Genomic DNA, 23,620 nt, shown 5'->3' on the forward strand with positions numbered 1-23,620 from the left:
GCTGTTCATTGAAGCTCGTTTTCTGTCAAGGCGAGAGGTGTCAAGCCTGAGCGCGCTCCGCACCCTGCATGATGGCATCACGTAGCTTCTTCTCAAGTGCTTTTTGCTTGGACTCTGAGTAGAATTTTAACCCAAACATATCCTTGACATAAAACGTATCGACTACCTGCTCGCCGTAGGTCGCGATGACGGCGGAGTTGATGTAGACGTTGTTATTCGCGAGCGTGCGAGTCAGATCATAGAGCAGGCCTGGGCGGTCGCGTGTGTCGACCTCGATCAGCGTGTAGATTTCCGAACCCTCGTTATCAAAAGTGATATGCGTCGGTACGCGGAAGGCGCGTTCGCGTTTTTTGATCTTGTCGCGGCTTTGCATCGCGTCACGAGCGACGACCTCACCTTTGAGGGTCTTGTTGATCATCTGGCTCAGGCGGGGCAGGCGCTCTGCCTCGTAGGGGTGGCCATCGGCGTCCTGTATCCAGAACACTGCCGTGGCATAGCCGTCCTTTGAGGTATAAGTGCGCGCATCAACCACATTAGCCCCAACCAAGGCCAGCGCCCCGGCCAGACGCGAGAAAATGCCGGGGTGATCCGCCAGCGCAAAACAGGCGCGGGTGGCGTCGCGGTCTTCGTCAATGGCGAGATCCATGCCAACCGAATTTGGCTTCAGATCACGCAGTAATCGGGCAAATATGATGTGAGCAGTGACATGCAAACCCTGCCAATAAGGCGGGTAATGACGGGCGGTTTCAACCTTCAGGTTCTTTGCGTCCCAATCCTTTAGCGCTTCGCGGAGGTTGCGCTTGGCATCTGACCCCCGCTGCTCGCGATTGAGCGCTTCCAGCCCACCTTCAAGTGCCCTGCGTGTCTGCGCATAAAGCGAGCGAAGAAGTGTGGCTTTCCAATTGTTCCAAGTGTTTGGGCCAACACCGCGAATGTCACACACGGTCAATACGCACAGCAGATCCAGCCGCTCTTTTGTTTGCACTGCCTTGGCAAAATCCCGCACCGTGCGGGGGTCTGCGATATCGCGTTTTTGCGCCATATCTGACATCAGTAGGTGGTAACGCACCAACCATTCAGCGGTGTCGACTTCGGCGGGTTTTAATCCCAAACGGGGGGCCACCTTGCGGGTGATTTTTGCGCCAAGAATCGAATGGTCTTCCTGTCGCCCTTTGCCGATGTCATGCAATAGTAGCGCGACATACAGAATGCGCCGGTTTACGCCGTCATCTAGAATCGAGGAGGCGATTGGCAATTCCTCGATCAACTCGTGGCGCTCGATCTGGGCCAGATTGCTGATGCACTGGATAGTGTGCTCATCAACGGTATAGTGGTGATACATATTGAATTGCATCATCGCCACGATCAGTTCAAACTCGGGGATAAAGGCCGAAAGCACCCCGAGTTCATTCATCCGGCGCAGGGCCCGTTCGGGGTTGCCATGTTTGAGCAGCAGGTCCAGGAACAGCTTTTGCGCCTGTGCATCATTTCGTAGTTCATCGTCGATCAGATGGAGATTGGCCGTGACCAAACGCATCGCATCTGGATGGATCAGCAGACCCGTGCGCAGCCCTTCCTCAAAAAGGCGCAACAGGTTTAAACGGTCTTGTAAAAACGTGTCCGGATCTGCAATGGCGATGCGGCCATGCACCTCGGCATAACCGGGTTTTAAGCGGCGTTTGCGGGTTAGTAACCGCTGTAGGATGGGTTGTGATTTGGCGTGCGTGGCTTCCAACTTGGTCAGGAAGATGCGTGTCAGATCGCCCACTGATGTGGCGTGGCGGAAATAATCCTGCATGAAATGCTCGACCGCCCGCCGCCCAGCAATATCCAGATACCCCATGCGGTCGGCGACCTCGACTTGGAGGTCAAAGTTGAGCTGTTCGCTTGGCCGGTTGGTGAGCAGATGTAGATGGCAACGTGCTGCCCAGAGGAAGTTCTCAGCGCGCGTAAAGGTATCAAACTCTTCTTCGGTGAAAAGGCCGAGCGCAACCAATTCGGCAATGTCGTCGACGCGATAAAGATACTTGGCGATCCAATAAAGCGACTGCAGATCACGCAACCCACCTTTGCTCTCTTTCACGTTGGGCTCAACCATGTAGCGCTGGCCGCCCTGCTTTTCGTGGCGGGCTTCGCGCTCTTCCAGCTTGGCCTCAATAAACTCGCGCTCAGTGCCGGTAAATAGCTCTTCACGCAAACGCGCACGCATGGTTTCGGCAAGGTCAACATCGCCGAACAGGAAACGTTTTTCTAACAAGGCGGTGCGAATGGTAAAATCACTTTCCGCGAGGCGCAGGCACTCTTTCGTGGAACGGCAGGAATGCCCGACCTTAAGCCGCAAGTCCCACAGGATATAGAGCGTGCTTTCAATCACGCTTTCTACCCAGGGGGTAACTTTGTAGGGCACCAAGAACAACAAATCGACATCCGACTGCGGCGCCATTTCCCCGCGACCATAACCGCCCACAGCGTAAACCGCGATGTGTTCGGCTTCGGTCGGGTTCGGATTTGGATGCAGATGTCTGGTGACGTAATCAAGCGTGGTCAGTAAAATACAATCGGTCAACCAGCAATAGGATCGCACTACCGGGCGTGCGGCAAGCGGGTGCATTTTGAGGGCCTCACTGATCGCCTTGCGCCCAGTTTTGAGCTGGGTCGCGAGTATGCCAGTCAGAGCATTGCGTTGCGCCCCGGCATCGTTCCCTGCAGCCTGCAAGGCTTCTTTGATTTGTGAATGTACGACATCGGCATCGAAAATATCTCCGGCCGGACAAATCAGATCATCCGGTCGGGGCAGGAGCGTTTGCAACAATTGTCAGACCTTCTGTCTTTAGAATCCAGCACCGCTGAAGCTGCGTGGCGCAGGTGAGACGACGACGACTTGGTTATTGCGGACGGTCGCCACTGCAAGGCCGCGCTCGTTGGTGCCATCTTTCAGCAGGCGAAACACGCCTGTGACCCCTTGGAAGCCAGCACCCTGTGTCAAGGCCGAGGTGGTCAACGCATCGCGCTTGCCAGATTTGACCAATGCACCAACTGCGGCAACCCCATCATAGGCAAGGCCACTGATGGCATGAGGTGTGTTGCCGTAGGCGGCTTCAAATCGGCTGCGATATTGTGCGGTGCGAGATGGATCAGGCATCGCAAACCAACCGTTTTGGACCCCGGACAGAGACAGAGTCTGTCGTGGCGTATCCCAGCGGGACAAGCCGATATATTGCATCGCGTCAGGGCCAAGACCGGCTTCGGGCAACATTTCTGAGAACAATGGCAACGCACCAGCGGCATTTGCAGTGGTAAAGATAGCATTCGTCTGGTTGCTCTGGACGGCTTGTTTAATCGCGGGGACTGCCGAAACCACGCCGGATTCAGAGAATTCATACTGAACAGCGCCTGCAGCTGTCGCTCCGTTGCTGGCAATTGCTTGTGCGATTGCATCGCGGCCCAGTTGCCCAGCTAAATTGTTCGCGTAGACTGTCATGATCCGGGATTTGCCTTGGCTTACGGAAAAATCCACCAAGCGATCAGCGGTGTTCTCGAATGTCTGACCCAGAACAAAAAGGTTGCCGCCAGCAATGGTTGGGTTGTTTGAGAACGCCAAAACATTAACGTCTTTATTTGCGACAGCCACCGCAACCGCGTTCGCGGAAGATGCGTGCAGTGGGCCAATGATGATTTTGGCGCCCTCATCAATGGCACGCAACGCGACCTGCTGTGCAAGTCCAGCCTGACCCGCGGTTCCGTAGACGCGCAAGTCTATTTTCACGCCGCTCAGATCTGAAACGGCCAATCGCGCGGCGTTCTCAAGGTCTTTGGCGAGAAAGGCCTCGTTCGACACGGCCGAGCCATGCGGCACCAAAAGGGCGACTGCAACAGGGGCATTCGGGTCAATCGAAGGGCCGTTGTTGCTTCCGACGCCAGCAGTTTGGCAGGCCGCCAATACAAAAGCAGGCAACAGCAGCGCGATTCGGCGCAACATCTTGCGCCCGGTTGTGAAAACAGCAAACATAAGACCCTTGAAACTCCCTCGTGGTGGCAGGCGTACATTTTCCTGCTTATCTGAGGCTAATAATAAACGTCATAGAAGGCGGGTCCAGTGATGAATCCCGAAAGTAGAAAACTGGCGTCAGGTTTGTACCTGATTGCCACGCCGATTGGTACGGCGCGCGACATCACGCTGCGTGCGCTCGATATTCTGACCTCTGCAGACTTGCTTGTGGCGGAGGATACGCGCAGCCTGCGCAAGCTCATGGAGATTCACGGAATACCACTTAGGGACCGCAGAGTTTTGGCCTATCATGACCACAATGGGGATAAGGTGCGGCCACGCCTCATCCAAGCATTGGGACAAGGAAAATCAGTAGTTTACGCCTCCGAGGCGGGGACGCCCATGGTCGCCGACCCGGGGTTTGATCTTGCGCGTTCTGTTGTGGCTGAAGGTCATTCTTTGATCTCTGCACCGGGTCCGTCTGCCGTGATCACGGCGCTGACACTTGCTGGCTTGCCGACGGACCGGTTTTTCTTTGGCGGGTTCCTGCCCACGGCTTCGGGCAAGCGCAAGACTGCGCTGGCAGAACTGGCGCCGGTCACCGCCACACTTGTGTTTTACGAATCACCCAAGCGTGTTGCCGCCATGCTGTCGGACGCGGCTCAGGCGCTGGGCCCAACACGGCGGGCGGTTGTGTGCCGCGAATTGACCAAGAAGTTCGAAGAGGTGATGCGCGGGACTTTGGGTGAGCTTGCCGAGCTTTGCTCTGAGCGACCATTGAAGGGTGAGATCGTGGTCTTGATTGATCGCGGGGATAAAGAAGTTGTTAGTGATTCTGATTTAGAAACAGCCCTGCGTATGGCATTGCAAACCCTGTCGGTTCGTGATGCTGCGAATCAGGTGTCTGCGCAGTACTCTTTGCCGCGCCGGAAGGTGTACCAGCAGGCGCTGGCCATGTCGAAGGAGGCGTAATGCCGAAAAGTCAGCCAAAGCCAAATTGCGCGACCATAGAAGCGCGCGCCCAACGCACCGGCGCGACGGCGTTTCTCGCGGGGTTCACGGCAGAGGATCAGGTTGCCGCAGTCTATCAACGGCGTGGCGCGACAATACAAAAGAGGCGTTGGCAAGGGCAGGGTGGCGAGATTGATCTTATTGTGCAAGAGGGTGACGTTTTTGTATTTGTCGAAGTGAAGAAGGCGCGAAGCTTTCAAGCTGCCGCAGCGCGTTTGCATCCCAGACAGATGCGACGCATTTACGGGGCCGCCTCCGAATATCTTGAGCTTTTACCCAAGGGCGAGCTGACATCCTCACGGTTCGATTGTGCCGTGGTCGATGTTCAGGGACACATCAAAGTGATCGAAAACGCGTTCGGACATTTCTGATTTGCACTCGGGCCGTGGATGCCTCATGTAAAGCGGGCAAGACTTCAAGCCCGGGGGCCGCCTATGAAAATCGCCTTTCAAATGGATCCGATTGAATCGGTCGATATCAATGCCGACAGCAGCTTTCGTCTGGCTGAAGAAGCGCAAGCGCGCGGGCATGAACTGTTTTACTACACGCCTGACAAGTTGTCCTATCAGGCAGGCCGGATCACTGCGCGGGGTTACCCAATGACGGTGCAGCGCGTTCAGGGAGATCACGTTCACTTGGACGGAGAGGCCGAGGTGGATCTGACTGACTTTGACGTGGTCTGGCTGCGTCAGGATCCGCCGTTTGACATGTTCTATATCACGACCACCCACCTGCTGGACCGTATTCACCCCGAAACACTGGTGGTGAATGATCCGTTTTGGGTGCGCAATTACCCTGAAAAACTGCTGGTATTGGATTTTCCGGACCTAACACCGCCGACGACAATCGCGCGTGATCTCGACACAATCAAGGCATTCAAAGAGGAGCATGGAGATGTCATCCTCAAGCCGCTATATGGCAATGGCGGTGCAGGCGTATTCCGTTTGACCCCAGAGGACCGAAATCTGAGTTCTCTGCATGAGCTGTTCACCGGATTCAGCCGAGAGCCATTGATCGTGCAGAAGTTCCTGCCCGATGTCTCGAACGGCGACAAGCGGGTTATTCTGATTGATGGCGAGCCGGTGGGGGCGATCAACCGCGTACCGGCCAAGGGTGAAACCCGCTCGAATATGCACGTTGGTGGCCGCCCGGAAAAGATCGAACTCAGCGCGCGTGACCGTGAAATCTGCGACCGTATTGGTCCGCTGCTGAAGGAGAAAGGTCAGGTCTTTGTCGGCATCGATGTGATCGGCGATTACCTGACCGAGATCAACGTAACTTCCCCCACCGGTATTCAGGAACTGGAGCGCTTTGACGGAATCAATGTCGCCGCACGTATTTGGGAGGCGATTGAGGCCAAGCGTACATGAGCCTGATGCGGCCTATCTTAAATGGTTTGCTCAAGACGTGCGCAAAGCCATACCTGAGATGGGAGCAAAACTTGCATCGCCTCGCGCGCTCATTCGAGTGGCAGGCAAGCTTTTTGTTTCCAACTCCTCGCGGCGTTCAATGCGAAAGCAAGTCACTTCAATACGATGGACGGCAATTGGAGGCGACGCATGTAGGTGTTGACAGAGAGCAATCAGGTCCGCTCATTTTGTATATCCATGGCGGGGCATTCGTTTGCGGATCGGCCATTACACATCAATCTATGGTTTCTCACATTTGCCTAAAAGCTGGTGCGCAGGCTTGTTTGCCCAATTATAGGCTCGCAACCGCCGCCCCATTTCCCGCCGCTGTGGATGATGTGATTTTGGCATATACGGCTGTAATGGCCCATCCCGGAGGTGTTGTTTTAGGTGGCGATAGCGCCGGTGGAAATTTGGCGCTTGTACTCTTAGGAGAGATCCTGAGACAAAAATTACCGAAACCTTTGGGGTGTTTTTGTTTTTCCCCAGTTACTGATTTAGCATTTTCTGGTGAAAGCTTCTCAAGCAATGCGTCTTCGGATTCATTGATTCCAATAACGCGTGCGGAGGATATGCTTAATCTTTACGTCGGGACATTTGATCCGAACTTGCCAACACTGTCGCCTCTTCAGGCCGATTTCAAAGGGGCACCGCCGGTTTGGTTAGCAGTCTCGGATCAAGAAGTTCTGCTAGACGACACGCTTCGAATGGCACAAAAATTGCGAGCTGAAGGTGTGAATGTGACCGAAATTGTCGAACGAGGTCTGCCGCATGTTTGGCCTATTTTCCAAGCTTTTTTACCAGAAGGGCGCGCGACTTTGCAGGTGGTTGCGGATTGGATCAATTCTCTTTCATCGCCGAAATCCGATAGCTAATCGCCTCGGCCACGTGCTGTTTCCGGACATCCACGGATTGATCTAGATCGGCGATGGTGCGCGCCACGCGCAATACACGATGATATCCCCGCGCGGACAGGCCAAATCGCTCTGCAGCCTTGGTTATCAGGTCTCGGCCTTCAGGATCAGGTGTTGCGATTTCATCCAATGCGTTGCCTTCGACGTCGGCATTGAGGCGCGTGCCCTGAAAGCCATCAAAGCGTTCCTCTTGGACCGCTCGCGCTGCGGCCACGCGCGCGGCAATGTCTGTGCTGTGATCGCCCGATGGAGGCAAATCCAGATCCGCAAAGGCCACGGGAGGTACTTCAATGCGTAGATCGAACCGGTCCATCAAGGGCCCGGAAATACGACCCATGTAGTCCTCGCCGCACATTGGAACCCGGGCGCAGGCGCGCGCGGGGTCAGACAGGTAGCCGCATTTGCAGGGATTTGCAGCCGCCACCAACAAGAAACGACAAGGGTATTTCACGTGGGCATTGGCCCGGGCAACGATCACCTCGCCGGTTTCAATCGGCTGTCGCAAGGTTTCGAGCACGGGGCGGGAAAACTCTGGAAATTCATCCATGAACAGCACACCATTGTGAGTTAGGCTGATTTCGCCCGGACCGGCCCGGCGCCCGCCACCGACAATGGCGGCCATCGAGGCCGTGTGGTGCGGCTCGCGAAACGGGCGCGTGCGGTTGATTCCGCCTTCATCAATGAGTCCTGCCAACGAGTGTATCATCGAGGTTTCCAAGGCCTCTGCGGCGTTAAGCGGTGGCAAGATGCCCGGCAGCCGGGCCGCCAGCATGGATTTGCCCGAGCCGGGAGCTCCAACCATCATCAGATGGTGCCGTCCTGCTGCGGCGATTTCGAGCACGCGCTTGGCACGCTCCTGACCTTTAACATCGCGCAGATCCCTGCCCGCATCGTCTTGGACAACTTCACCGGGCGTCGAGGGGGGGAGAGGGGATTGCCCGGTGTAATGCCGGATGACATCCGCCAAATTCATGGCTCCAATCACCTGTGCCGCGTCAACCCAGGCGGCCTCGGCGCCCGACGCTTTGGGGCAAAGCAAAGTCCGGTCTTCCTGTGCCGCGGCAAGGGCGGCGGGCAATGCGCCAATCACGGGGATCAAAGTGCCGTCGAGTGACAGCTCGCCCAGCGAGGTTGTGCTTTCAACCGCATCCATAGGGATGATTTCAAGCGCAGCCAGCAGCGACAGAGCGATGGGAAGGTCAAAGTGGCTGCCCACTTTGGGCAGGTCAGCAGGACTTAGATTGATGGTGATGCGTTTAGAAGGCAGGGCGATGGCCATGGAGTTCAACGCCGTGCGCACCCGATCACGCGCTTCGGATACGGCCTTGTCTGGAAGGCCAACCAATGAAAAGGCGGGCAGGCCGGGGGTGACGGCGCATTGCACCTCGACCTGTCGGGCCTCGACCCCCTCGAAGGCGACTGTATAAGCGCGTGCAACCATCACCCCACCTGCCTCGTTCAACGTGGTTAATGCTAGAACGGTAGGGTTTATGAATGGTTAATATTCGTGCTCAATAACTAGATGGCAATATTGTCTATCAGGCGCACACCTGCCAACCAAGCAGCGGCAAAAAGCCGTGCAGGGTGAGTTGGCGCGGACAGTAAACGCAGGTCATCATTGGCGCGGATTTCAAGGTATTCTACTTTGTTGAACCCGGCGTTCTGCAGTCGGTTGATCGCCCGCTCTTGCAGATCGACAAATTCCTGACCAGCCTGTACGCCCTCAACAATGTTTTCCATTTCTTCAAAAAGAAGCGGCGCTTTGACACGCGCACGGTCCGACAGCAAAAGGTTACGAGACGACATCGCCAACCCGTCAATTTCACGGATGGTCGGGCAGCCATGTACGGTGATCGGAATATCCAGGTCTCGCGCCATACGACGCACGATCTGAAGCTGCTGGAAGTCTTTTTCACCGAAGAAAGTGTCTGTCGCCGAAGTTTGTCGGAACAGCTTGCTGACCACCGTGGCAACACCGTCAAAATGCCCCGGACGCATGACGCCATCCATCACATCAGTCAGGCCAGAAACCGAGACCGTTGTTGAAAACCCTTCGGGATAAATCTGATCCACATCTGGGACATAAACAGCATCAATGTTGAAACGCGCCAGTTTGCGGGCGTCATCCTCTTCGGTCCGCGGATAATTCTTCAGATCATCTGGGTTGTTGAACTGTTTGGGGTTCACAAAAATTGTGGTGATCACCCTATCACAGGTTTCTTTCGCCGCTTTGACCAAAGACAAGTGCCCATCGTGCAATGCGCCCATTGTGGGAACCACACCGATGGTTTCCCCGGCGTTTTGCCATTCCGAAGTGACCGCGCGCAGCGCGGGCAAAGTGCGCAAAATTGGTGGTGTCATTTGCCGGGGGCCTTATCCGCAAAGGTATGTTCGGGAGCGGGGAAGCTGCGCGCGCGCACTTCCGTGGCGTAGGTTTTTATAGCCTCTTCGCCTGCAGTACCAAATTCGGCATAGCGTTTGACGAATTTGGGTTTGAAAGTTGTGAACAGGCCCAGCATGTCATCGACAACCAGAATTTGCCCGTCACAGCCCGCCGAGGCCCCTATGCCGATGGTTGGAATGGCAATCTCGGCGGTGATCTGATCAGCCAGTGCCGCCGGGACCTTCTCTAGAACCACGGAAAACGCGCCAGCCTCAGTTACCGCCCGCGCATCCGCCAACAAAGCCCCAGCTTGGCCATCGCGGCCCTGCACCTTGTAGCCGCCCAAGGTGTTGATCGACTGCGGAGTCAGTCCAATATGCGCCATCACCGGAATGCCGCGTGCCACCAGAAAAGCGATGGTCTCGGCCATGTGCTGACCACCTTCTAGTTTTATCGCGGCCGCCCCGGTTTCACGCATAATGCGCGCAGCGCTCCGAAACGCCTGAGTCGGGCTTTCCTCGTAGCTACCAAATGGCATGTCGATCACTAGCATGGATTTGTCCAATCCACGTGCCACTGCCTGTCCGTGCATAATCATCATTTCAAGGGTCACACCCAACGTAGAGGGCAGCCCATGCAACACCATACCGACACTGTCACCGACCAAGACAAAGTCGCAATGCCCATCCATCATCCGTGCCATGGGTGTGGTATAGGCGGTCAGGCTGACCAAAGGCGTGCCCCCTTTGGCGGCCCGGATGTCCTCGGGCAGGGGGGCAGTTTTGCGGGCCGTGGCGCTCATGTTAAATCACCGTCTGATGCTGCGTTGCAGCGTTAAATAGCAAGTCCTGAACAGGAAATCTATGACGGAGTTGATTTTCCAGCCAGACGTTAATCCAATTTTTAGTGCGTAATTTTTCAGAGGACGTTTTCACTTGCTTGAAGCCGGCTAATCTTGTTGCATCATGTTTTATCAAGGACTTTGTCTCGGGATCTGGAAGGACCTAATTTGAAGACATTAGTAATTGCGCTGCTTTGCTGTCTGGCTGTTCCGCTGTGGGCGCAAACCGTCGAAGTCAAGAAAACCGACGTGGAAAGGCTGCTTTTGGAATGGCAGGCCAACGTGCCGATTCGAGATGAGCTTATTGCGCTAGGATTTTCTGGGGAAAATCTTGATCTTGCCTCTGCTCACATTAAAAATATCAACAGCGACCCTTTGATCATCAGCCATATTGCTGACCTGGTGATCTCAGCTTATCAGAATCCTGAACAAATCGTCGTGCAACCTGATGGGTTTATTCTGCCTCTCGTTGATCAAGGCATGGGGCATCTAACCACGACTGAGTTGGTCTATTTTTATAAAGTTGAGCAGGCGATTCTGAATGCATTGCCTCGTCGCACTTGTGGGCGATTGGTCACCGGTAGACTATCTGCAGAACATTACAATAGATCAGTTGCAACGACTGCGGCGCGTTTGAACACAGCTGCGCTTAGGGAGTATTATCGCTTACAACACAAGGCAGCACGATTGGGCGTGTCGCACAGCCCCGTAATTTTGACGGATCAGCGTCGCGCGCAGATTGAGGGGAATATCAGGCAAGGTGTCGAAACCCGCCTTGTCGGGCGCAAAGACGAGAAAAAATTGAAGCGCGGGCTGAATGACCCGAAAAGTGCGAGCATTTCACAGGCCTGTGTATTGGCGCGCCTCTACATCCAAGAGGCCTTATCGCAGACCGGAAATGATTTGAGGGACGCTATGATGTTTCTGAGTTTGCCATGACTGCTAGGTTACGCATACCAAACAAACAGGCGAGGCACTTGTGGCTTTGGACTAACGGCCTTGCAGGCACACCGGTTGGGCCCTTGGATGTCATGGGCATCGTTCGCGATTTGGGTTTTGTTCAGATTGATACCATCCGGAATATAACGCGCGCGCACAATCATATCATCTGGTCGCGCAATCAGAATTACCGCGAAGGTATGCTATGGGATCTGCTGGCCAAGCGTGAATTGTTTGAACATTTCACCCATGATGCCTCACTCATTCCAATGGATTTCCTGCCGGTCTGGCAGCGGCAGTTTCGTAGGTTGGGCGCGAAGGTGGCGCAGAGCGATTGGTATCAATCAGGCCTAGGGCAGTCAGAAATACAATCCATACGGAAGCGTATCGAAAGGGAAGGTGCCTTATCAACCCACGCCTTTGAAACCAAGGTTGATCGGCGTGAAATGTGGGCCCGCCCGCCGCATAAAAAGGCATTGGATCAGATGTGGTACGCGGGTGAGCTCGCCACTTGCTATCGCGAAAATTTTGTGAAGTTCTATAATCTGGCAGAGCGGGTTTTCGCTCCACTCCCTGAAGACGTGGGATGTGATGCTGATCACATACTTTCCCTTTGTAATCATGCGATTGATAGGCTCAGCATAGCATCAACGGGCGAAGTACAACGCTTTTGGGAGGCGATGTCGGCGCAAGAGGCCAAGGCTTGGGCATTGCAGCAAAGTCTCGTACCTGCATTGGTGCAGGGGGCAGATGGACAGTACCGTGAAACATGGGCTGCACAAGATATCGAAACGCGCCTTGAAAACTTGCCAACCCCAACCATACGCTTGCGTATATTGAATCCATTTGACCCTGCCATACGTGACCGCAATCGTCTTGAACGCCTGTTTGGATTTGCCTATCGCAACGAAATGTTCGTGCCCAAATCTAAACGCCAGTGGGGTTACTACGTATATCCTCTGCTCGAAGGGGGGCGCTTTGTCGGACGGATCGAACTAAAGGCGGACCGTGCGCAAAACTGGATGAGGGTGATCGGCTTCTGGCCCGAGGCGGGGGTGAGTTGGGGTGCAGCCCGGTTGGATAAGCTTGATGCGGAACTGCGTCGTTTCGCGCGCCTCGCAAGTATTTCCGAAATCGATTGGGCGGTCCCCCGCCCCAAACAGAAAGGGCAGGTGTCATGCGCCTGAACGGAAAAACGGCCGTTGTGACTGGCGGTGCCAGTGGCTTTGGCGAGGGTATCGTACGCAAATTTCTGAACGAGGGAGCGGAGGTTGTCATCGCGGATATCAACGGCGATGACGCGAGAGCCAAAGCGGAGGAGCTCAACACCCAGCACTGTCAGGTGGATGTCTCAAACTCCGACAGCATGGCCGCCATGGCTGATTATCTGAGGGAACATTGTGGTGTGCCCGACATTGTGGTGAACAATGCTGGCGTTACCCATCTTCCGCAACCGATGGAAGAAGTCAGCGCAGAAGACTTTGACCGCGTTTTCGCGGTCAACTGCAAATCCGTCTTTTTGGCTGCACAGCTATTTGTTCCGGTAATGAAAGCCCGCAAGAGCGGCGTGTTCCTTAATATGGCTTCCACTGCAGGGGTCAGCCCGCGTCCCAATCTGAACTGGTACAATGCCTCAAAGGGATGGATGATCACCGCCACCCGCGCGATGGCCGTGGAACTGGCGCCCTTTGGCATCCGTGTAAACGCGCTCAATCCGGTTGCCGGGGAAACGCCGCTTTTGGCATCCTTCATGGGGAAAGACACCCCAGAAATGCGCGCGAAGTTCCTGTCGACAATCCCCATTGGGCGGTTTTCCACTCCGAACGACATGGGCAGCGCTGCTGCCTTTCTCTGCAGCGACGAGGCGGATATGATCACGGGCGTCTGTCTTGAGGTGGATGGGGGACGTTGCATTTGATGAAAACGGCCTGTTCATTCATGAGCGAAAGCATTAAGGCGGAATTAGGAACAAATTTGACCGTGTTGAGGGAAAACAAGTGAAAACAGCTCTGATTACTGGTGTTACAGGACAGGACGGGGCGTACCTGTCGGAATTTCTGTTGAATAAAGGCTATCAGGTACATGGCATCAAACGCCGAACCTCTTTGTTCAACACACAACGTATTGATCACCTGTTCGAAGGCGAGCCAGGTAAATCTGGCCAGTTTCAGCTGCATCATGGTGACATGACAGATAGTTCCTCGTTGACCAACGTGATCAACAAGGTTCAACCAGACGAGGTTTATAACCTCGCGGCGCAAAGCCATGTCGCCGTGTCATTTGAAGAGCCTGAATATACTGCTAACTCCGACGCGATCGGCGCATTGCGAATTCTTGAAGCAATCCGCTTCCTCGGCCTGGGTGAGAAGACCAAGTTTTATCAGGCTTCTACATCCGAGCTGTATGGTCTGGTGCAGGAAATTCCACAACGTGAAACCACGCCATTCTATCCGCGCTCTCCCTATGCTGTTGCGAAGCTCTACGCCTACTGGATCACCGTCAACTACCGCGAATCCTACGATCTTTATGCCTGCAACGGCATCTTGTTTAATCACGAAAGTCCGATTCGTGGCGAAACCTTCGTGACCCGTAAAATTACACGCGCTCTGGCCCGTATCAAACTGGGCCTGCAGGAAGAGCTGTTGTTGGGCAACATGGACGCCCTGCGCGACTGGGGACATGCCCGCGATTATGTACAGATGATGTGGCTGATGCTGCAACAAGACACACCAGAGGATTTCGTCATCGCCACCGGCCAACAATATTCCGTTCGCGAATTCGTGACCCGAGCCGCCGAAGCGCTGGACATGAAGTTGACGTTCGAGGGCGAAGGTGTCGATGAAGTTGCGCGCGACGAAAACGGCAAGGTCGTGGTCAAGGTCGATCCGCAATACTTCCGCCCTGCCGAGGTGGAAACCCTGCTGGGTGATGCCACCAAAGCACGGGAAAAGCTGGGTTGGACGCCTGAGACCCCTTTCGAAGAACTGGTGCGAGAAATGGTTGAATCCGATCTGGCAGAGGCAAAACGCTTTGGCTGATCGTCTGTATTCGCTCGAAGGTAAACGGGTTTATGTGGCCGGCCATCGCGGGATGGTCGGCTCTGCCATTGTACGTCGATTGGAGCAGATGAATTGCGAAATTCTGACCGCCACTCGTGCAGATGTTGACCTGATCCGCCAATCAGAGGTTGAAGCCTGGTTTGAAGTTCAAAAACCAGATGCCGTATTTCTGGCAGCGGCCAAAGTTGGCGGCATTCTGGCCAATAACAGTTTTCCTGCTGATTTCCTCTATGACAACCTGATGATTGAGAGCAATATCATCCGTTCCGCGTTCGACAGCGGCGTGGAAAAACTGATGTTCCTTGGGTCCTCCTGTATATATCCTAAGCTGGCTGAACAGCCGATGCGCGAAGATGCGCTTTTGACTGGCCCGCTCGAGCCGACCAATGAATGGTATGCGATTGCCAAAATTGCCGGTATTAAACTGTGTCAAGCGTATCGTAAGCAGCACGGCGTTGATTACATCTCGGCCATGCCAACGAACCTTTATGGCACCGGCGACAACTACAATCTGGAAACCAGCCACGTATTGCCCGCACTTGTGCGCAAGGTGATCGAAGCCCGCGAAGCTGGTGACAAAGAGATTGTCATGTGGGGCACGGGCAGCCCGTTGCGCGAATTCATGCACGCCGATGATCTGGCGGACGCACTGATCTTCCTGATGGAACGCTATTCGGATGCGCCGCACGTCAACGTCGGATCTGGTCAAGAGGTTTCAATCAAGGAACTTGCGGAACTGATTGTTGAGCAGGTTGGCTTCAAAGGCGAGATCGTGCACGACACGACCAAACCCGACGGCACCCCGCGCAAGTTGATGGATAGCGCGCAGCTGCTGGGCATGGGGTGGGAGCCGAAAATCCCGATGGCCGAAGGTCTTGCTAAAACCGTGCGCGAGTATGAAGAGATCGCGAGCCGATCTGAATAAGGCCACATCGGGAATGAAATTCCGGCGCAGGCTTTACAGTTGTCGCCGGAATTTTCGACTAGCCTTGCAACTCTCGAAGCACATCTTGGGCGGCGACCGTTGGCGTTTTTAAACCTTTGGTCACCTTATCCGAGGCGGTTAACAGTATGTCTTTAGCCTCAGGTGTTTGCAGCAACGCAAGTAGGCTGTGGCGAACCTCTTCCTCGAACCAATACCGAGCTTGCTGGGCGCGGCGGCCCCCAAAGTGACCGGTTTCGTGGCGCCAATCGGTGAGCGTGGTCATTTCGTCCCAGACGGTCTTTAGTCCCTGTTCTTCGAGTGCAGACACCATCATTGCTTTGGGGAAATCTTCGGGATCCTGCGGGCGTTTACGCAATAGACGCAAAGCGCCGGCATAGTCCGAACATGTGCGCGTGGCCGCAGGTTTTAGATCGCCATCGGCCTTGTTCACAAGGATAATATCGGCCATTTCCATAATGCCTCGCTTGACGCCCTGCAGTTCATCGCCGCCGGCTGGGGCGAGTAAGAGCACGAAGAGATCGGAGATTTCGGCGACTACAGTTTCAGATTGGCCGACGCCAACGGTTTCGATAAGGATGACATCAAATCCGGCGGCTTCACAGAGGGAAACGGCCTCGCGCGTGCGACGGGCTACACCACCTAGATGCGATTGACTGGGCGAAGGGCGTATATAGGCATTAGGTTCTCGGCTAAGGCGATCCATGCGGGTTTTGTCACCGAGAATCGAGCCTCCCGAGCGCGAGGAACTTGGATCAACGGCCAAAACGGCCACACGCAGATCCAAACTGGTGAGCATCATGCCGAAGCTCTCAATAAAGGTCGACTTGCCCACACCGGGCGTGCCGGATAGGCCAATTCGGATGGCCTGACGACCAGAGTCTTTTAAGGTTTCGATGAGTTCGCCAGCCTGAGCGCGATGATCCGGGCGGGCGCTTTCAACCAGCGTGATCGCACGAGCCAGTGCACGGCGGTCGCCGTTGAGGATTTTGCTGCTCAGCTCGGGAATGTTCATGCCTGCGACCCATCGTCAGAATTGTTCCGTCTTATTGCCTTGGGGCTTGGGTCTTTGTCCAGTGGGATAATTGTCCTGAACCTCTGGTATTGGGGGCATCTATCCCGGATAAGTCGGGGTATGATCGAAACCCTACCCATCCATGATGTCCTTGATCCGTTGATCGATTCGCTGCGCGCCAGTGGGCGTGCCGTTCTGCAAGCCCCACCGGGAGCAGGCAAAACTACTGTTGTGCCGCTTGCCATCTTGCAGGCCAAGGTGTCAGACGGGTTGATCGTTATGCTGGAGCCACGCCGTCTGGCTGCCCGTGCTGCCGCCGAGCGTATGGCACAGACCTTGGGTGAGCAGATCGGAGATACAGTTGGTTACCGGATTCGTGGAGAGGCGAAGGTTTCGAATAAAACACGTATCGTTGTGGTTACTGAGGGAATTCTGACCCGGATGATCCAATCTGATCCCGAACTAAGCAGGGTCGGGACAGTGATCTTTGACGAATTTCACGAACGCTCTTTGAATGCGGATCTGGGACTGGCTCTCTGTCTGGAAATCACTGATGCCCTGAGAGAGGATCTGAAACTGCTGGTCATGTCCGCAACCTTGGATGCTGAACCTGTAGCCCGATTGCTGGGTGATGCACCTGTAATTGCATCGGATGGGCGCAGTTTTCCTGTTCAAACGCAATGGCTTGAACGACCGTCTCGAAAAGAGACGCGGTTTGAAAACGCCGTCGCCGATCTGGTGCATCGGGCTGTGCACGAAACGGAGGGCGGCATTTTGGTATTTCTGCCCGGAGAAGGCGAAATCAGACGGGTTGAAGCGCTGTTGAAAGGCCGGTTGCCAAATGAGGTGGCTTTGCGCCCTCTTTTTGGGGCGATGGATTTCGCCGCTCAGCGCGCTGCGATCACGCCAGCGCAATCCGGTCGCAAGGTGGTCTTGGCGACCTCCATTGCTGAGACGTCGTTGACCATTCAGGATATTCGCGTGGTCGTTGATGGAGGGAAATCCCGAAGGGCGCGGTTCGATCCGGCCTCGGGTATGTCTCGACTGGTGACCGAGTCTGTAACACGCGCGGAAGCGACGCAACGCGCCGGCCGCGCCGGCCGCGTGGTGGAAGGAACGTGTTATCGGTTGTGGAGCAAGGGCGAAGAGGGGGCCTTGCAGGCATTTCCCCCGGCAGAGATCGAAACGGCCGACTTGGCAGGTTTGGCGTTGGAATTGGCGGCTTGGGGAGCAGGACCAGAGGAATTAGCCTTCCTTACCCCACCTAACCCGGGCAGCTATGCCGAAGCGCAGGATTTGTTACGCCATTTGAATGCATTGGATGTGGATGGGCGCATTACGGAGCATGGGAAAGTTCTTTCCGCTTTACCGTTGCACCCGCGTTTGGGGCATATGCTGGTGGTGGCCGGACCTGAGGCGGCGCCGTTGGCGGCGTTGTTGGCGGATCGCGATCCATTGGGTCGGGGGGCACCGGTGGATTTGGCGCTTCGCTTGTTGGCGGTGCGGGATTTCAGAGGGTTTTCAGACCGTCATTCGTATCTTGCCAATCGGGGTGGTGTCGAGCGAATCAAGCAGGAAGCGAAGCGTTTAGTTAAACAGTCTAAATCAGCTGTAAAACAAGAGCTTAGCGATGCGGAAATGGCAGCGCTGGCTTATCCGGATCGCATCGGATTACGCCGCAAGGGTGATGCTCCTCGTTATGTTATGTCAGGTGGAAAAGGCGCGATAATACCGGATGGAGACCCCTTGTGTGGGGCTCGGTTGATCGTGGTGACGGAGCTGGATGGCAATGTGCGTGAGGCGAGGATCAGGCAGGCGATCCAAATTTCTGAATCCGAAGTGCGCAGCCTGTTTGGAGAACAGATCGTCTGGAATGAGGTCTGCGAATGGTCCAAACGGGACCGGCAAGTTATTGCACGTAAACAGGAAGCTCTGGGGGCGGTGGTTCTGGCCGATCAACATTGGCGCGATGTACCCAGTGATGTGATGGCACAGTCGATGCTGGCGGGCGTTAAGGAATTAGGGCTGAGTTGGAGTGCAGCGGCGGAGCGATTTGCCAAGCGGGTCGAGCTTGTGCGTGAGGGCGGTGAAGACCTGCCAGAGATGACCGAGGCGGCCCTGTTGGAGACGCTGGAGGATTGGCTGCTTCCGTACCTTGAGGGCGTGAAAACCGCGCAAGATTGGAAGCGGTTTGATATGCTGGAGGCGCTGCGTGGACGGCTGTCGTGGGAGCAGATGCAACGATTAGATCAAGCGGCCCCGGCGCATTTTACTACACCGTTGGGGCGTAAAATACCGATTGAATACGGTGGGGTAGATCCGGAGATCAGTCTGCGCCTGCAAGAGATGTTTGGCCAGACCACACACCCGGTGGTGGGGAAAACACCCCTGCGGGTAACGCTGTTATCTCCCGCCGGACGGCCGGTGCAGACCACGATGGACATCCCCGGGTTCTGGGCCAGCAGCTATGCGGATGTGCGCAAGGACATGCGCGGGCGATATCCCAAACACCCCTGGCCCGAGGACCCGACACATGCCGATCCGACCCTGCGGGCGAAACGGCGGAGATGATGGGGAAAGTTCGTACGACTTGTACAAGTTGTACGGGGGGTTTGTACAAAACTCCCGTGGCTATGTTGGGAACTGTTAAACTGTGCGCCTGCGGCGCGCAGGTTTTCTCGTTGTCTGCTTTTGGCCTCCGCCTCGGGTTTGCCCCCGGCGGAGGTATTTATGGTCAGATGAAACGGGCGGGATGAGAGGTGTTTATCGGTCGGGGAAAAACCCACCACCTTTGTGCGGAGGGCAGGTGTTGGATGGTGGGTTGAAAACCCACCCTACGGCGTGATGAGTTCATGAACTTGCCAATTTGCACAGGGCGATTGATAATATCAGTCCTGCGGTAAGAGATGACCGTTTCGCCATCAAGCGTGTACCATGAGGCCGAGAACCTGGCGTGCGAGGCGATGGCCAGCTTGTCTTCGGTTTCTTCCATGCGATCCGAAGATTGCTGAAAAATCGCCGTGCCGATTTGGGAATCTATTTCATCAAATCTTTTATCAGAAATCTTGCGTTGATCATCAAATTCATGACGGTTGTATGAATCCAGTGAGAGAAGCGCGTGCAGAACGTCCTGTTTCGTTACACTCATATCTAATAACCTTTCATGTAAAATACACGTTCTGAGAACTTCTGCGGGAAGGCATATTCAAAATCCGGTATGAGACCGTTTTCATCTTTGTTGCTCGGGAAAGCTGTATAAAAACTCTTGTTCGGCGTCAGTGCGACGGGCAGGCGCACGGGTATATGCCGGGTGGGGTCATCTCCTGTAAACTCGAACCACATGCCGACATAGCGCACATCAGCGCCAAAAACCTCGGGGAACGCTTCAGGTTTGACCTGATACATTGTTTCAAGTTTGCTTTCATCTTCAAAGGCTACCATTACCGGCAAGGCTGTTGGCCCCCCCGGATGCGCTTTGACGGTGTAACGCCCTTCGAGCGTCCGCAGCATGGGAAAATCTTCCAACCTGCCATTTGCGTTCATTCCAAACGTTTCAAGAAGTTGGGCAGGCCAAACGCCACCATTTGGGCGCCCATTAGAGCCGATCCAAGCATTCAACACATACACCGTCCCGCGCCCGGGTAGATCTAGAATCACCGCCTCTGCGTTGCTTTTGATGTACATCTGGCCACTGTGTCCGGGTATCCACCGGATCCCCATCACCGCGGAACCTTCAACAATCTCACCGGCCACATCGGCCTGAATGGTCACCCGGATATTGCGGGTGACCGTTTTAGAGAACGGCCAACACCCGGCAAGAAGTGTCGCCATACCGGCGGCTGACCCACCCAGAACCATACGACGAGTCGGTCGCGTCCAGTCACGGCGCACGATGGGTGATTCAGAAGTCATGAAGTCCGAGCATTTGACAATATCAGTCCCACCATGGACCGTGGTGTTGGCCGTCTTCGCCCAAGCGTTCAAAGCCGTGGTAGCCGAAGAAATCGCGCTGGGCCTGGATGATATTGGCGGTGCCAAAGCCTTGGCGCATGGTGTCGAACCAGTTGAGGGCGGATGAGAGCGCCGGGATGGCGTGGCCGCCAGTGACAGCGGCGCTTACCACCGTGCGCAGGGCGGGGATGGTGCGGGCGAGGGTCTCGGTGAATTTGGGCGAGAGGATCAACTGGCTGTGTGGGGGCTGATCGGCAAAGGCCTCGGAAATATCATCGAGCAGGGCCGAGCGGATGATACAGCCTGCGCGCCAGATCTCGGCAATGCGGCCCATGTCGAGCGCCCAGTCGTATTCTTTTGAAGCGGCATCAAGAATGCGAAAGCCTTGCGCATAACACAGGATACGGGCAGCGAGGAAGGCATCTGCGAGCACTCCGGGATCAACGGTGAACCAGTCGCGTGCGCCGCCGAAATGGTTTTGCATCTCTTGTCGGGTCTCTTTTTCCGCAGACCACGCGCGGGCGCCGACGGCAGCCTCGATCATATTTGTGCTCTGACCCATGCGCACCGCCTCGACCACGGTCCAGCGACCAGTGCCTTTTTGCCCGGCGGCGTCTTTGATGACATCGACTACTGCGTGACCGCTGAACGGGTCAGTGTATTGCAGGACCTTGCCGGTGATTTCGACCAAATAGGATTTTAACGGGCCCTTATCCCATTCCTCAAACAACTTGCCGATGTCCGAGGGCGGCCAAGCCGACCCGTAGCGCAGAAGACCGTAGAGCTCGGCGATGACCTGCATGTCAGCGTATTCGACGCCGTTATGCACAGTCTTCACAAAATGACCCGCGCCATCGGGGCCGAGGTGATCGACGCAAGGGTTATCCTGATAGGTGGCGGCGATAGCGCGCAGGATGGGCCGGAGCTGGTGCCAGCTGTGCTCGGTTCCACCCACCATCATTGAAGGGCCGTGGCGCGCACCTTTTTCTCCACCGGAGACGCCCATGCCGACAAAGTGAATGTCTTTGTCTTTCAATGTCTTTGATCTGCGTCGGGTGTCGTGGAAATTGGCGTTGCCGCCGTCGATGATGGTGTCGCCGGATTCAAGCAGGGGCGTGATCTGATCGATCATCATGTCCATTGGTGCGCCTGACGGAATCATGAACAGGATCACGCGCGGGGTTTTGAGGTCAGCGACGAAGTCTGCGAGCTTGTTATGCGGATGCAGGCGCGCGGCAAGATCGCCTGCGTCAGCTATGAACGGCGCGATCCAGTCTATCTCTCGGTTGGTGACGGCCACTTCAAAGCCATGACCCGCCATGTTCAGTGCCAGTGCGCTGCCCATTGTTCCCAATCCGTACACACCGATCTGCGCTTGTGTCATGACCCCTCCGACACTTGATACCGAGATCGCAGGCTACGCGTTGAGGCGGGATTTGCAAGGGCTGTGCGTCAGGTTCACAAGCGGTGTCCATCGGACTATTGGAACAAGCGGATTTTTGAGTATCCGACGTAGAGCGACTTGGAATTCACACAAGCAGCAATAAATTGTGATCGCCTTATAGCGAGGTGTGAGGCGGAAACGGGATTGTCCCGGGCGGTTGACTGAGGTTTACTTAGGGCATGGCAAGAAATCTTTCACGGCGATTTGTTTTGGCCGGACTGCTTGGCAGTGCCGGATCCATGGCGATGGGCGAAGCCCCTGCAACATCCTTACGACCGCAATTGCGGCCAAAAATTCGAGCGCGGCGACCAAAGGCCAGTGCGATCGAAGAGATTATTTCGAGCGCCAAGCTGGGCGGGCAGGTGTCTTGTTCGGTTGTTGATGTGGAAACTGGTTTGGTCCTAGAGGGGCATGACGCCAAACTGGCGCAGCCTCCGGCGAGTGTGACTAAGGCCGTTACAGCGCTCTATGCCTTGGACGTGCTGGGTGCGGGGTATCGGTTTGAAACGCAACTGGTGGCATTAGGCCCGGTTGAGGCGGGCGTGATCAAAGGCGATCTGGTTCTGGCTGGCTCCGGGGATCCGGTGCTTGATACAGATGCATTGGCGCGGATGGCGACCAACCTGAAGGAAGCCGGAGTGCATGCGGTGGAAGGAGATCTGCGTATTTGGGATGCAGGCATCCCGTATAAGGCGATGATCGATCCTGAACAGCCAATAGAGGTGGGTTACAACCCGGCTGTTTCTGGCCTGAACCTTAATTTCAACCGCGTTCATTTTGAGTGGAAGCGTAGCGGCAATGGTTATGCGATCACGATGGATGCGCGATCAGGTAAGTACAGACCGGATGTTTTATCGGCGCGAATGAGTCTTTCGGACCGCAAAGGGCCGATTTATGCCTATTCGGACGGCGGCACCTACGACAGCTGGAGTGTGGCGCGCCGTGCACTGGGAAATGGTGGTGCACGGTGGATCCCGATGCGCAAGCCGAGAATTTACTCGGCTGAGGTGTTTTCACATTTTGCCCGGTCTCATGGGATTGTGCTGAAGATGGGTGCGCCGTTGGAACAGCCGCCTGACGGCACGGTTCTAGTGCGTGAGCGCAGTGAGCAGTTGCTGGAAATCCTACGTGACATGCTGAAGTACTCAACAAATCTGACGGCCGAGATGGTAGGCATGGTCGCTACAGCCAAGCGCGTAGGGCATCCGCTGGACCTGCAGTCCTCGGCACGAGAAATGAGCCTGTGGGCCGAGGAAGAATTAGGAATGGAGGGGACCGATCTGTTGGATCACTCTGGCCTCAATCCGAACTCGCATCTGACGGCGCAAGGGCTGGCGCGTGCGCTTGCACATGTGAAGGAAGAAACTCAACTGGTGCCAATTTTGAAGAAATACACGATGCGGGATGCCAATGGCGCAAAGGTCGCCTCACATCCCATCAAAGTGGTGGCTAAAACCGGGACGTTGTATTTTGTAAGCTCTTTGGCTGGCTACATGACGGCGCCGGATGGGCGGGAGATGAGTTTTGCGATTTTCACCGCGAACGAAGAGAAACGCAGCCAGTTCGACCTGTCGGTCGGCACACGCCCGCCGGGAGCGTCAAGCTGGAACGGGCGTTCAAAACGATTGCAGCAGAAGTTGATCAACCGCTGGGGTGCGGTTTATGGGAGTTAAAGGGCTGGCTTAAAGCGTCGAGAATGGAGGAGTTAAGCCAGAGGTTTTTG

General features: G+C 55.4%; 20 protein-coding genes. 11 read left to right on the forward strand and 9 right to left on the reverse strand.

The genetic code is table 11. The annotated features are described in order from the left end of the window. Window positions 1-40: 40 nt before the first annotated feature. Window positions 41-2,812: a [protein-PII] uridylyltransferase gene (locus ROA7450_RS04790; RefSeq protein WP_234999442.1), complete on the reverse strand. Its 2,772-nt coding sequence runs from the start codon at window positions 2,810-2,812 to the stop codon at window positions 41-43. A gap of 18 nt (window positions 2,813-2,830) precedes the next feature. Beyond that, on the reverse strand, window positions 2,831-4,009 hold the full coding sequence (locus tag ROA7450_RS04795) for a penicillin-binding protein activator (protein ID WP_085804514.1): 1,179 nt from the start codon (window positions 4,007-4,009) through the stop codon (window positions 2,831-2,833). Between the two features lie 90 nt (window positions 4,010-4,099). On the opposite strand from ROA7450_RS04795, the gene rsmI reads away from it, so the two are divergent. From rsmI to ROA7450_RS04815, 4 genes are all read left to right on the forward strand, one after another. Next, window positions 4,100-4,960 carry a 16S rRNA (cytidine(1402)-2'-O)-methyltransferase gene (gene rsmI, locus ROA7450_RS04800; RefSeq protein ID WP_085804515.1) on the forward strand — a complete coding sequence of 287 codons (861 nt, stop codon included), beginning with the start codon at window positions 4,100-4,102 and terminating at the stop codon, window positions 4,958-4,960. Beyond that, window positions 4,960-5,370: a YraN family protein gene (locus ROA7450_RS04805; protein ID WP_085804516.1), complete on the forward strand. Its 411-nt coding sequence runs from the start codon at window positions 4,960-4,962 to the stop codon at window positions 5,368-5,370. The genes rsmI and ROA7450_RS04805 overlap by 1 nt, the downstream gene beginning before the upstream one ends. 63 nt (window positions 5,371-5,433) lie before the next feature. Continuing rightward, window positions 5,434-6,369 carry a glutathione synthase gene (gshB, locus tag ROA7450_RS04810; protein WP_085804517.1) on the forward strand — a complete coding sequence of 312 codons (936 nt, stop codon included), beginning with the start codon at window positions 5,434-5,436 and terminating at the stop codon, window positions 6,367-6,369. A gap of 71 nt (window positions 6,370-6,440) precedes the next feature. Beyond that, a complete protein-coding gene (locus ROA7450_RS04815; protein ID WP_159454000.1) occupies window positions 6,441-7,283 on the forward strand; it encodes an alpha/beta hydrolase in 843 nt (280 codons plus the stop codon). Here the strand turns inward: ROA7450_RS04815 and ROA7450_RS04820 are convergent. From ROA7450_RS04820 to panB, 3 genes are all read right to left on the reverse strand, one after another. Continuing rightward, window positions 7,249-8,763 (reverse strand): YifB family Mg chelatase-like AAA ATPase, encoded by a 1,515-nt coding sequence (locus ROA7450_RS04820; RefSeq protein ID WP_085804519.1) that lies wholly within the window; start codon window positions 8,761-8,763, stop codon window positions 7,249-7,251. The genes ROA7450_RS04815 and ROA7450_RS04820 overlap by 35 nt on opposite strands. Window positions 8,764-8,840: 77 nt before the next feature. Further along, on the reverse strand, window positions 8,841-9,683 hold the full coding sequence (panC, locus tag ROA7450_RS04825) for a pantoate--beta-alanine ligase (RefSeq protein ID WP_085804520.1): 843 nt from the start codon (window positions 9,681-9,683) through the stop codon (window positions 8,841-8,843). Continuing rightward, complete coding sequence (gene panB / locus ROA7450_RS04830) at window positions 9,680-10,507, reverse strand: 3-methyl-2-oxobutanoate hydroxymethyltransferase (protein ID WP_085804521.1); 828 nt, start codon at window positions 10,505-10,507, stop codon at window positions 9,680-9,682. The genes panC and panB overlap by 4 nt, the downstream gene beginning before the upstream one ends. 153 nt (window positions 10,508-10,660) lie before the next feature. Between panB and ROA7450_RS04835 the strand changes: the two genes are divergently transcribed. The 5 genes from ROA7450_RS04835 to fcl all read left to right on the forward strand — a co-directional run bounded on the left by ROA7450_RS04835 (window position 10,661) and on the right by fcl (window position 15,469). Then, window positions 10,661-11,485 (forward strand): hypothetical protein, encoded by an 825-nt coding sequence (locus ROA7450_RS04835; protein WP_143534360.1) that lies wholly within the window; start codon window positions 10,661-10,663, stop codon window positions 11,483-11,485. Window positions 11,486-11,523: 38 nt separating this feature from the next. After that, a complete protein-coding gene (locus ROA7450_RS04840; protein ID WP_306372422.1) occupies window positions 11,524-12,672 on the forward strand; it encodes a winged helix-turn-helix domain-containing protein in 1,149 nt (382 codons plus the stop codon). Beyond that, the gene (locus tag ROA7450_RS04845) at window positions 12,663-13,403 is read left to right on the forward strand and encodes an SDR family oxidoreductase (RefSeq protein WP_085804524.1); all 741 of its coding nucleotides are present in this window, start codon (window positions 12,663-12,665) and stop codon (window positions 13,401-13,403) included. Before ROA7450_RS04840 ends, ROA7450_RS04845 begins: the two co-directional genes overlap by 10 nt. A gap of 79 nt (window positions 13,404-13,482) precedes the next feature. Then, the gene (gmd, locus tag ROA7450_RS04850) at window positions 13,483-14,523 is read left to right on the forward strand and encodes a GDP-mannose 4,6-dehydratase (protein ID WP_085804525.1); all 1,041 of its coding nucleotides are present in this window, start codon (window positions 13,483-13,485) and stop codon (window positions 14,521-14,523) included. Continuing rightward, on the forward strand, window positions 14,516-15,469 hold the full coding sequence (fcl, locus tag ROA7450_RS04855; protein ID WP_268808446.1) for a GDP-L-fucose synthase: 954 nt from the start codon (window positions 14,516-14,518) through the stop codon (window positions 15,467-15,469). The genes gmd and fcl overlap by 8 nt, the downstream gene beginning before the upstream one ends. Before the next feature lie 58 nt (window positions 15,470-15,527). Here the strand turns inward: fcl and meaB are convergent, their stop codons facing one another. After that, window positions 15,528-16,502: a methylmalonyl Co-A mutase-associated GTPase MeaB gene (gene meaB / locus ROA7450_RS04860; RefSeq protein ID WP_085804526.1), complete on the reverse strand. Its 975-nt coding sequence runs from the start codon at window positions 16,500-16,502 to the stop codon at window positions 15,528-15,530. A gap of 120 nt (window positions 16,503-16,622) precedes the next feature. On the opposite strand from meaB, the gene hrpB reads away from it, so the two are divergent. Continuing rightward, window positions 16,623-19,073, forward strand: coding sequence for an ATP-dependent helicase HrpB (gene hrpB / locus ROA7450_RS04865; protein WP_085804527.1), 2,451 nt, complete (start codon window positions 16,623-16,625; stop codon window positions 19,071-19,073). A 163-nt stretch (window positions 19,074-19,236) separates the two neighbouring features. On the opposite strand, the gene ROA7450_RS04870 is transcribed toward hrpB, so the two are convergent. Genes ROA7450_RS04870 through gnd form a run of 3 tightly spaced genes read right to left on the reverse strand, consistent with a single transcriptional unit; the run spans window position 19,237 to window position 21,837 of the window. Next, on the reverse strand, window positions 19,237-19,650 hold the full coding sequence (locus ROA7450_RS04870; protein ID WP_085804528.1) for a hypothetical protein: 414 nt from the start codon (window positions 19,648-19,650) through the stop codon (window positions 19,237-19,239). Window positions 19,651-19,652: 2 nt separating this feature from the next. Then, complete coding sequence (locus ROA7450_RS04875; protein ID WP_085804529.1) at window positions 19,653-20,414, reverse strand: hypothetical protein; 762 nt, start codon at window positions 20,412-20,414, stop codon at window positions 19,653-19,655. A gap of 22 nt (window positions 20,415-20,436) precedes the next feature. Continuing rightward, window positions 20,437-21,837 (reverse strand): NADP-dependent phosphogluconate dehydrogenase, encoded by a 1,401-nt coding sequence (gnd, locus tag ROA7450_RS04880; protein ID WP_085804530.1) that lies wholly within the window; start codon window positions 21,835-21,837, stop codon window positions 20,437-20,439. A 239-nt stretch (window positions 21,838-22,076) separates the two neighbouring features. Between gnd and dacB the strand changes: the two genes are divergently transcribed. Continuing rightward, on the forward strand, window positions 22,077-23,570 hold the full coding sequence (gene dacB, locus ROA7450_RS04885; RefSeq protein WP_085804531.1) for a D-alanyl-D-alanine carboxypeptidase/D-alanyl-D-alanine endopeptidase: 1,494 nt from the start codon (window positions 22,077-22,079) through the stop codon (window positions 23,568-23,570). Window positions 23,571-23,620 lie beyond the last annotated feature (50 nt).

Source organism: Roseovarius albus (assembly GCF_900172335.1).
GTDB classification, from domain to species: domain Bacteria; phylum Pseudomonadota; class Alphaproteobacteria; order Rhodobacterales; family Rhodobacteraceae; genus Roseovarius; species Roseovarius albus.

Excerpts from the sequence above, each read along its gene's own strand:
- ROA7450_RS04795 (WP_085804514.1), bottom strand. The coding sequence starts at position 4,009 with ATGTTTGCTGTTTTCACAACCGGGCGCAAGATGTTGCGCCGAATCGCG.
- rsmI (WP_085804515.1), top strand. The coding sequence starts at position 4,100 with ATGAATCCCGAAAGTAGAAAACTGGCGTCAGGTTTGTACCTGATTGCC.
- ROA7450_RS04805 (WP_085804516.1), top strand. The coding sequence starts at position 4,960 with ATGCCGAAAAGTCAGCCAAAGCCAAATTGCGCGACCATAGAAGCGCGC.
- gshB (WP_085804517.1), top strand. The coding sequence starts at position 5,434 with ATGAAAATCGCCTTTCAAATGGATCCGATTGAATCGGTCGATATCAAT.
- ROA7450_RS04820 (WP_085804519.1), bottom strand. The coding sequence starts at position 8,763 with ATGGTTGCACGCGCTTATACAGTCGCCTTCGAGGGGGTCGAGGCCCGA.
- panC (WP_085804520.1), bottom strand. The coding sequence starts at position 9,683 with ATGACACCACCAATTTTGCGCACTTTGCCCGCGCTGCGCGCGGTCACT.
- panB (WP_085804521.1), bottom strand. The coding sequence starts at position 10,507 with ATGAGCGCCACGGCCCGCAAAACTGCCCCCCTGCCCGAGGACATCCGG.
- ROA7450_RS04845 (WP_085804524.1), top strand. The coding sequence starts at position 12,663 with ATGCGCCTGAACGGAAAAACGGCCGTTGTGACTGGCGGTGCCAGTGGC.
- meaB (WP_085804526.1), bottom strand. The coding sequence starts at position 16,502 with ATGAACATTCCCGAGCTGAGCAGCAAAATCCTCAACGGCGACCGCCGT.
- hrpB (WP_085804527.1), top strand. The coding sequence starts at position 16,623 with ATGATCGAAACCCTACCCATCCATGATGTCCTTGATCCGTTGATCGAT.
- ROA7450_RS04870 (WP_085804528.1), bottom strand. The coding sequence starts at position 19,650 with ATGAGTGTAACGAAACAGGACGTTCTGCACGCGCTTCTCTCACTGGAT.
- ROA7450_RS04875 (WP_085804529.1), bottom strand. The coding sequence starts at position 20,414 with ATGACTTCTGAATCACCCATCGTGCGCCGTGACTGGACGCGACCGACT.
- gnd (WP_085804530.1), bottom strand. The coding sequence starts at position 21,837 with ATGACACAAGCGCAGATCGGTGTGTACGGATTGGGAACAATGGGCAGC.
- dacB (WP_085804531.1), top strand. The coding sequence starts at position 22,077 with ATGGCAAGAAATCTTTCACGGCGATTTGTTTTGGCCGGACTGCTTGGC.